Below are 6,842 nucleotides of genomic sequence, written 5' to 3' on the forward strand. Positions count from 1 at the left end.
GGGATGGCCTTCAGAATATTTGCTTCGCAAAGGCACCCGTTCGAAGGTAATGTCAACATCATGGGGTCGGGCAGGTTGCGTTTTTTATCATCGGGACCATTTGGGCTGCTACGCCAATGGGGCAGGGCGGTAGTTGATATCGTCTATCCTCCACAATGTGCCGGTTGCGGCATTATTATCTCGCGAGGCGGTGCATTTTGCAGTGAGTGCTGGAGTGGCATTGGATTTATCGAACGTCCCTATTGCGAAATTCTGGGACTGCCGTTTTCCAGTGATCCGGGCCCAGGCATGCTCTCGTCCGAAGCGATTGCCAACCCACCACCTTTTGACCGTTTGCGATCAGCTGTCATTCACGAGGGCGCTGCGCGCAAGCTCGTTCATCAACTGAAATATCTCGATCGGTTGGATCTTGTCAGCACGATGGCTGTCTGGATGCTGCGCGCCAGTGACGGCATGATCGAACAATGTGACTACATCATACCCGTGCCACTGCACCGGAGACGATTTATATCACGGCGCTTCAATCAATCTGCAGAACTGGCACGCCATCTGGCGGACCTTTCAGGAAAGCCTTTTCTGTCTTCATCCGTTATCAGGACCAAACCAACCAAACGACAGGTTGGCCTCACTGCAAAGGGGCGACAGGACAATATGCGAGGTGCATTTGCCTTTGCGCCGGGACGCGAACTGGATGTTGCAGGGAAGAGAGTGGTGCTGGTGGATGATGTTTATACCACCGGTGCGACCGTTTCAGCGGTATCGCGACTATTAAAGAAAGCGGGCGCCGCAGATGTCACCGTTTTGACCTTTGCAATGGCTATTTCCGGCCCTATATGACGGGGTGAACAGGCTGAAACGCCTTCCATTGATGATGTTGCATAACCTGGGGAAAACCTATGGCATCTGTCACGATCTACACACGCGATTTTTGCAGCTATTGCGCCCGCGCAAAGGCTCTTCTTGATGAGAAGGGCGTTGATTATGCGGAGTATAACGCGACTGTAACGCCAGAATATCGGCAGGAAATGATAGAGAAATCCGGACGTAATACGTTCCCGCAGGTCTTCATCGCTGGCCAGCATGTCGGTGGTTGTGATGATTTGCATGCCCTTGAACGGGATGGCAAACTCGACGCGATGCTTGCGAACTGAGAACGGGATAGCGAGATGACTTTCAAGGCTGCCGCAATTCAGATGTGCTCCGGTGTTGATCCGGAGAAAAATGCCGTTGAGATGGAAAAGCTGATCCGTGAAGCGGCGGCCAATGGCGCTGTTTACGTTCAGACGCCGGAAATGACCGGTGCAATACAGAAGGATCGCGCTGCGTTGCGTGCTGTCCTGAAAGATGAAGACACCGATATCATTGCAACGACTGCTGCAAGACTTGCCAAGGAGCTTGGTATTTACGTGCATGTCGGCTCAACGGCCATTGCCAGAGATGATGGCAAGATTGCCAATCGTGGTTTCCTGTTTGCGCCTGATGGTCAGAGGATCTGCACCTATGACAAGATCCACATGTTTGATGTCGATCTCGACAATGGTGAGAGCTGGCGTGAGAGTGCAGCCTATGAGCCGGGTACTAATGCGCGCGTTGCGACGCTGCCTTTGGCATCCTTCGGTTTTGCCATTTGTTACGACGTGCGTTTCCCGTCACTGTTCAGAACGGAAGCCGTTGCAGGCGCTGAGGTGCTGACGGTTCCGGCCGCTTTTACCCGCCAGACCGGTGAAGCACATTGGGAAGTGCTTTTGCGCGCCCGTGCCATTGAAAATGGTGCTTTTGTGATTGCCGCGGCACAAGCCGGTGTTCACGAAGACGAGCGCGAAACCTTCGGTCATTCGATCATCGTTGACCCATGGGGCAAGGTTCTGGCCGTTGCCGGTGGAGCAGGTGCGGAAATCATCTATGCGGAGATCGATCCTTCGGCAGTCGCCGCTGCACGTGGAAAAATCCCGAACCTCAAGAACGCACGTGATTTCAAACTGGACACAGTTAAAGCAGCGTCTTCAGCTGGAGGTGAGGCGGCTTGATCCGTTACTCGCTTAGTTGCGAAAAGGCGCATGAGTTTGAAGGTTGGTTTGCAGGCAGTGCCGATTTCGACCAGCAGGTCGAACGTGGTCTCGTATCATGTCCGGTTTGCAATTCTCTTCAGGTTACGAAGGCGCTGATGGCGCCTTCTGTATCTACTGCACGCAAACAGGATGAAATGCGCACCCTGGCGATGGATACAGCGCAAAAAGCGGTGCTGGCCAAGGTGAAAGAAACGTTGGCGGAAATTCGTGCCAATACGGAAGATGTCGGCGAGCGGTTCCCCGAGGAAGCCCGCAAAATCCATTACGGTGAGGCAGACCAACGCGGCATTATCGGGCAGGCGACCTTGCAGGAAGCCAAGGCATTGGTCGAAGAAGGCATCGATATTGCACCGTTGCCTATCATCCCGGATGATGTGAACTGAACTGCGTAAATCTTATGCGGGGCGTTTTGCCAGCAGCATGTAGTTTACGTCCATATCGCTGGACAGGTTCCAGCGATCCTGCAGCACATTGTAAAACACACCGGTGCGGTCAATGATCTGCAGGCCGCTTTCGGTCAGCGGCTTTTCCAACTCTTCTGGACGAACCAGTTTTTCATATTGATGCGTGCCGCGCGGCAGCCAACGCAGAATATTTTCAGCCGCGAAGATGGCGAGGGCGCGCGCCTTGAGCGTGCGGTTGATGGTGGCAGCAAACATCAGGCCGCCGGGACGCACCATGCTTGCACATGTTGTCACGAAGAAGTCGACATCCGCGACATGCTCCACCACTTCCATGTTCAACACCACATCGAATGTCTCGCCTGCTTCGTGAAGCTGTTCGGCTGTGACGGCACGATAGTCGACCGAGACGCCACTTTCACGGGCATGGGTCGATGCAATGCCTATATTCTTTTCCGATGGATCCGCGCCAACAACGTCCGCACCCATACGGGCAACGGGCTCTGAGAGCAGGCCGCCGCCGCAACCGATATCAAGAATACGAAGTCCCTCGAGTGGCTTATGGGATTTAGGGTCACGCCCAAATGCTTCGCAGACCTGGTTGCGAATATATTCGAGGCGCACCGGATTGAACTTGTGCAACGGACGGAATTTGCCGGTCGGGCTCCACCATTCTGCGGCCATGGCCGAAAAGCGGTCAACTTCCGTCTGGTCGATGGTCGTTTTTGCTGTTTCGTTCATCTGCAATGCTCCAAGCTGTTTGTGGACTGGAGTCCAATGATTGACGTGTGAAGTCAAGAGATACCTTTGGAACAACCTGACGGCCAGTTCGTTAACGCCGTAATAAAAGACTGAAAAGTCGGCATTTTCCAGACATCTGCGACATGATATCACGCAGTTTGGAAGCAGAATTTTATCATCATCAAAAAATCCAAATTGCGTTCCAACGATGATTAAGAAGGATGCCGGAAATCGGCAGGCGGGCCTTGTCCAGGGAGAGAACGAACGTGAAGAAGAAATTATATGGTGCAATTGCGCTTCTGGCGCTTGTCGCCATGCCGGCGCTTGCGGAGGCGGCCACTCGAGGCTTTGCAACCGCAAACGTCAACATGCGCTCAGGCCCGAGCACCGCATATCCCGCGGTTGTGGTGATACCGGAAGGCGCGCCCTTGGTCATTTATGGCTGCCTTTCCGACACGCCATGGTGCGACGTTTCATTCAACCGTGGACGTGGCTGGGTAGCGGGCCGTTATGTTCAGGCCGAATATCGCCAGAACCGCGTTTATGTCGAACCACGTTATTACCGCGATCTGGGCGTTCCGATCATCACCTTCGATGTCGGTACCTACTGGGATCGCTATTATCGCGACCGTGATTTTTATCGTGATCGAGCTCGTTGGAGCCGTCCGCGCCCACCTCGTAATGACTGGGGTGGACCACCTCCCGGCTGGAACAGACCTCCGCCACCACGCCCTGGCGATTGGAACCGCCCACCGCCACGTCCGGGTAACGGTGACTGGAATCGTCCACCGCCACGTCCCGGTGATGGCAACTGGAACCGCCCGCCGCCGCCACGTGGTCCCAATGATGGCCGTTGGGAACAGCGTTACGGTCAGGAGTGGGATAGTGGTCAGCGTCCGCCGCGCCGTGATGACCGGCGTGACGATGACCAACGCAGCGACAATCGCAGAGACGATAACCGGAGAGACGATAATCGTCGGGATCCTCCGCGCTGGAGCGAGGACAGCCGGCCCGGTGGCAACAATGGCGATCAACCGCGCCGCCAGTATGATCCGGACCGCCAACGTGGCGGCTCCAATGATCGGGGCGAACCATGCATGCCCGGCATGCCAGGTTGCCGCCCGAGCATTTAATGTTTGACCAGAAACCAAGGCGGCCACAGCGATGTGGCCGCCTTTTTCTATGGGCTTTGCAGGCCAGGTTTCCAGAGATTGACCGTAGCTCGGGTCTTGAAATCCACGCACAAAAAAACCGGCTGAAAAGCCGTGTTTGTCATTCGATTACAAATTTACTCAGCGGCTGGCGACCTGTTCCGGCTTGCCTTCGGAATCGAGCAAGGCATCGATACGCTGACGTTCATCGGTAAATCTGGCAAGTGCATCGCCGCTCAGTGATTTTCCGCCGGGAAGACGGACTTTCATGGCATCTACCTTGGTGCCATTGACGATCAGTTCGTAGTGCAGATGGGCGCCGGTCGAAAGGCCGGTCGAACCGACATAACCAATCACCTGACCTTGGGTGACGCGCGCGCCTTCTTTCACACCCTTGGCGATGGCGCTCTGGTGATTATAAGACGAGACATAACCATTGGCGTGGCGAATGAGGGTCTGATTACCGTAACCATTTGCCCATCCGGCTTTCTCGATAACGCCGTTGCCGGTGGCAATAATGGGCGTGCCGCGCGGAGCTGCCCAGTCTGTACCGGTGTGCATGCGGCTGAAGCGCAAAACAGGGTGACGACGCATGCCGAAACCAGAGGTCATGCGACCGTTTGGCACCGGGTTTCTGATCAGGAACTGACGGATGCTCTTGCCGTCTTCATTGAAGTAGTCAACGCTGTTATCTTCCGGGTTCTGGAAACGATAGAACCTTGTTTCGTTGTCACCGAACTTGGCATTCACATACAGCAGTTCTGAATCGTCGGTTGCTTTGCCTTCCTTATCCTGGACGGAGAAGAAAGCTTCCAGCGTATCGGTTGGACGCAACTGTGCCTGAAAGTCGACGCTGCTGGCTAGCAGCTTGATCATCAGGCCAATCATGTCCTTGTTCATGCCGTAGGCAAGTGAGGCGCGGTAAATGCCGTCATAAACACGCGGCAAATCACGGTTTGCCATGGCGGCCGCCGGATTACTCTCGAAAGCGCTCGCTACGGCATCCAGTTTCGGAGGCTCGCTTGCTTCTACAAACTGGCCTTTGTCATTGACCGCCACGGTGACGTCGTGCCGGTTTTTACGATAGACGCTGGCGCGGACGATTTTGGCGGCACTTTCGCCTTCACCTTGCAGAATACCAACCCGCAATACATCACCAGGGGCCAGTTCGGCAGAACGCATCAAAGGCTCAAGGCTGTTTGCAGCGGTATCGGCCTGTTCCTTGCTGTAGCCATTGGCTCCCAGAAGTTCGGCGATTTTGCTGACTTGACGAACCGGTATCACATCATCTGCATATTCAAGCTGGTTGGCGACAATTGTCTGAGGTGTGGAAACAGACATATTCTGTTCAACCACGCGCGCCGAAAGGCCGGCGGTAATGTCCACATCACTTTCGGACGTGTCGAAACGGCGTGGGTCGATATAATAGAGCGCAGCGAGCTGCTCATTGCCATCGGTCAAAATGGAGCCGTTTGATCTTACAGCTTCCTCAACCTCATCAATGCTCATTGCGCCTGCATAAGCAAAATCCGGGTTCTTCAACGGAAATGCCACGGTACGAAGGCTGACTTCTGACTCCACATCAGAGCCATAAATAGTGCCGGTACGGCTTGCCGCCGGTGGCGGTGCGCCATTGGCTGCAAAGATATTTAGGGGATCAAAGGCTGGATAATCGTCCTGCGTCGCATAATTTGAGGCGAGTGCGATCTTCACATGCGCGAATGGTACGCGGCGGACGACTTCCTTGTCGCCATCATGAATGACGGTTGACACTTCCAATACTGAACGGTCAGACGGGCGCGCTGCAATATTGCTTTCAAGAATACGGCCGCCGCGACGTGTCACATCTGCTGATGCGCTGTTCATATCCGTTTTTGCAAAGGCTTCGGCAGGAATGGCCAATTGCTGGCGTCCGTCGAGAGCCGCAAACAGTGCAACGCCCATCAATATAGAAGAGGTGATACCCGTGAGAAATGTGCCGGACAGCCAACGCAATGAAATCTCCCGGCGATCAGGCGCGCGACGCCCATCTGCCAGAATTGGAGGCTCATTGCCAAGCGAACGGATCGTGTTGCGGTCCGCTATCATGCTTGTTGCGACCAGTCTTTCATTTAATCTCCAGAAGGTACTGCCGAAGGTGTGCAACTTTCAGTGCCGCGAGTCAAATGCGTAAGCTCTTACATATATACATATGAGCGCGGGACGAAATTAACGCTCCTTTGACCATTGAGATGTGGCGGAGTCAGGGCAGAATAAAGGCAGACACATTAGAGATTTCGTATGTTCCTTTGTTTGCAGTGTTTGTGAGTATCGTCTAAAACTATTATGGTGTGCGAAACGATCGAAAAACATACATTTCTCTAATAAAAACAGTAGTTTGTATGATTTTATTATAAATATGAAAAAGGGCTGTTGACTTGTTTGTTGGGATAGATTTATAAGTCCGCTCACTGAACGAGGGCGGCGGCGCTGCTGGCGAC

The 6,842-nt window shown here is 54.1% G+C and carries 7 protein-coding genes; 5 read left to right on the top strand and 2 right to left on the bottom strand.

The window, feature by feature from the left end:
* The first annotated feature begins 60 nt into the window (after positions 1–60).
* The 4 genes from HGO37_RS24365 to HGO37_RS24380 are packed head-to-tail and all read left to right on the top strand — an operon-like array spanning position 61 to position 2,452.
* Positions 61–837, top strand: coding sequence for a ComF family protein (locus tag HGO37_RS24365; protein ID WP_192491430.1), 777 nt, complete (start codon positions 61–63; stop codon positions 835–837).
* Between the two features lie 59 nt (positions 838–896).
* Positions 897–1,151, top strand: a complete 255-nt coding sequence (gene grxC, locus HGO37_RS24370) for a glutaredoxin 3 (RefSeq protein WP_192491429.1) — start codon at positions 897–899, stop codon at positions 1,149–1,151.
* Between the two features lie 15 nt (positions 1,152–1,166).
* On the top strand, positions 1,167–2,027 hold the full coding sequence (locus tag HGO37_RS24375; protein WP_250985621.1) for a carbon-nitrogen hydrolase family protein: 861 nt from the start codon (positions 1,167–1,169) through the stop codon (positions 2,025–2,027).
* On the top strand, positions 2,024–2,452 hold the full coding sequence (locus tag HGO37_RS24380) for a DUF1178 family protein (protein WP_250985622.1): 429 nt from the start codon (positions 2,024–2,026) through the stop codon (positions 2,450–2,452). Before HGO37_RS24375 ends, HGO37_RS24380 begins: the two co-directional genes overlap by 4 nt.
* Positions 2,453–2,464: 12 nt before the next feature.
* Here the strand turns inward: HGO37_RS24380 and ubiG are convergent, their stop codons facing one another.
* The gene (ubiG, locus tag HGO37_RS24385) at positions 2,465–3,211 is read right to left on the bottom strand and encodes a bifunctional 2-polyprenyl-6-hydroxyphenol methylase/3-demethylubiquinol 3-O-methyltransferase UbiG (RefSeq protein WP_250985623.1); all 747 of its coding nucleotides are present in this window, start codon (positions 3,209–3,211) and stop codon (positions 2,465–2,467) included.
* Positions 3,212–3,477: 266 nt separating this feature from the next.
* Between ubiG and HGO37_RS24390 the strand changes: the two genes are divergently transcribed.
* A complete protein-coding gene (locus tag HGO37_RS24390; RefSeq protein WP_250985624.1) occupies positions 3,478–4,344 on the top strand; it encodes an SH3 domain-containing protein in 867 nt (288 codons plus the stop codon).
* Between the two features lie 159 nt (positions 4,345–4,503).
* Here the strand turns inward: HGO37_RS24390 and HGO37_RS24395 are convergent, their stop codons facing one another.
* The gene (locus HGO37_RS24395; protein ID WP_250985625.1) at positions 4,504–6,450 is read right to left on the bottom strand and encodes a M23 family metallopeptidase; all 1,947 of its coding nucleotides are present in this window, start codon (positions 6,448–6,450) and stop codon (positions 4,504–4,506) included.
* Positions 6,451–6,842 lie beyond the last annotated feature (392 nt).

This window comes from Rhizobium sp. CG4, from assembly GCF_023701965.1.
Classification (GTDB): Bacteria; Pseudomonadota; Alphaproteobacteria; order Rhizobiales; family Rhizobiaceae; genus Agrobacterium.

What these genes read in the sequence shown, in the direction of transcription:
- ubiG (WP_250985623.1), bottom strand. Translation starts at nt 3,211, where the DNA reads ATGAACGAAACAGCAAAAACGACCATCGACCAGACGGAAGTTGACCGC.
- HGO37_RS24395 (WP_250985625.1), bottom strand. Translation starts at nt 6,450, where the DNA reads ATGATAGCGGACCGCAACACGATCCGTTCGCTTGGCAATGAGCCTCCA.
- HGO37_RS24365 (WP_192491430.1), top strand. Translation starts at nt 61, where the DNA reads ATGGGGTCGGGCAGGTTGCGTTTTTTATCATCGGGACCATTTGGGCTG.
- grxC (WP_192491429.1), top strand. Translation starts at nt 897, where the DNA reads ATGGCATCTGTCACGATCTACACACGCGATTTTTGCAGCTATTGCGCC.
- HGO37_RS24375 (WP_250985621.1), top strand. Translation starts at nt 1,167, where the DNA reads ATGACTTTCAAGGCTGCCGCAATTCAGATGTGCTCCGGTGTTGATCCG.